2 protein-coding genes and 1 tRNA gene are annotated in these 1,214 nt (G+C 50.3%); 1 reads left to right on the plus strand and 2 read right to left on the minus strand.

Annotation, left to right across the window (positions count from 1 at the left end):
* On the plus strand, positions 1–440 hold a 440-nt coding region (locus ACTBDZ_RS17965), incomplete at its 5' end, for a lambda exonuclease family protein (protein ID WP_438816288.1).
* A gap of 71 nt (positions 441–511) precedes the next feature.
* Here ACTBDZ_RS17965 and ACTBDZ_RS17970 read toward each other — a convergent pair.
* Both ACTBDZ_RS17970 and ACTBDZ_RS17975 read right to left on the minus strand, forming a co-directional pair.
* Positions 512–587 (minus strand) — tRNA-Gly (locus tag ACTBDZ_RS17970).
* A gap of 15 nt (positions 588–602) precedes the next feature.
* On the minus strand, positions 603–1,022 hold the full coding sequence (locus ACTBDZ_RS17975) for a hypothetical protein (RefSeq protein WP_438816289.1): 420 nt from the start codon (positions 1,020–1,022) through the stop codon (positions 603–605).
* Between the last annotated feature and the right edge of the window lie 192 nt (positions 1,023–1,214).

Here is a 1,214-nt window from a genome sequence, read left to right on the forward strand (position 1 = left end):
AGCGCGGCACTGAACTTGAACCGGTGGCGCGGGAGATGTACCTGCTTAACCAGTTTGACGCAGAAGTTACAGAAGTGGGATTTATTCCCCATCCAGAGATCGTAGGATTTGGCGCATCGCCTGACGGGCTGGTAGGGTGCGATAGTCTGATTGAAATCAAATGCCCCAATACATGGACGCATTTAGAGACCATCAAGACCGGTAAGCCGAAAAACCAATACATCCTACAGATGCACGCCCAAATGATGTGTACGGGCAGGAAATGGTGTGATTTTGTCAGCTATGACGACAGGCTACCGCCAGACCTTGCCTATTACCAGTTGAGAATTCATCGGGAGGATAAGCTGGTTGCTGAAATACAGGAGGCGTTAACGCAGTGCTTGGCTGAACTTGAAAGAGAACTTGAGGCTATCAGGAAATTATCCAAGGTAGCCGCATGAGTACACGCATACCGGTAGGCGGCAATGCAGGTGAGTTCAGCTTGACGCGGGAGGGAAGTTGCTGGCAGTGAAGGGTCGGGCAGGACTCGAACCTGCGGCCTTACGGTTGGGGAACACGTACGCTCTTCCACACTGAGCTACCGACCCAATGGGCAGAATTGCTCAAAGGGCCGTGACGAGAAAAGCTTTCACAACCAGAGAGAGAATACCCAAAATTCCAGCGCTCAGCATCCAGCGAATTAACTTCTGCTCAGAGCGGATACCCGCCATCTCAAGCTGTAAATCCTTGCGGACTAAAGATATCTGAGCCTCGGTCTTCTCAAAGCGAGCCTGCATCTGAGCTTCGTTCTTCTCGAAGCGAGCGTCAATATCCTTACGGACATCGGCTATCTCTGCGGATAGGTCCTTGCGGACATCGGCGACATTTCTGTTTACTTCGGCAATATCAGCTTTTGTAGCGACGTCAGCCACCTCATGAGACTTGCGCACAACGAGTGAAATCGCCCTAGCCTGTTCTCTAGAGATGCCAGCAGTTTCAAGCTCTTCTGACGCCTGCAATGTATCAAATGCAACCTGTCCCATAGCGGATCCTCCTGTGTTAAGCCAAGTGTAAGCGATCTGACCGCCAAACTGCAAAATTTTACCCGTTAGGCTGTGTCCCTTAATTGCTTGAGCTATAGTATCCATCTGTTTCTACGACACTTTGGATTATGGCTCGCTACGATCTTTCTGATGAAGCATGGGCAATCATTGAGCCCTTGTTACCAACCGTTT

It is taken from the genome of Symbiopectobacterium sp., from assembly GCF_051710365.1.
GTDB lineage: Bacteria > Pseudomonadota > Gammaproteobacteria > Enterobacterales > Enterobacteriaceae > Symbiopectobacterium.

Bases quoted from the DNA above. Each gene is read 5' to 3' on its own strand.
- ACTBDZ_RS17975 (WP_438816289.1), bottom strand. From the start codon at position 1,022: ATGGGACAGGTTGCATTTGATACATTGCAGGCGTCAGAAGAGCTTGAA.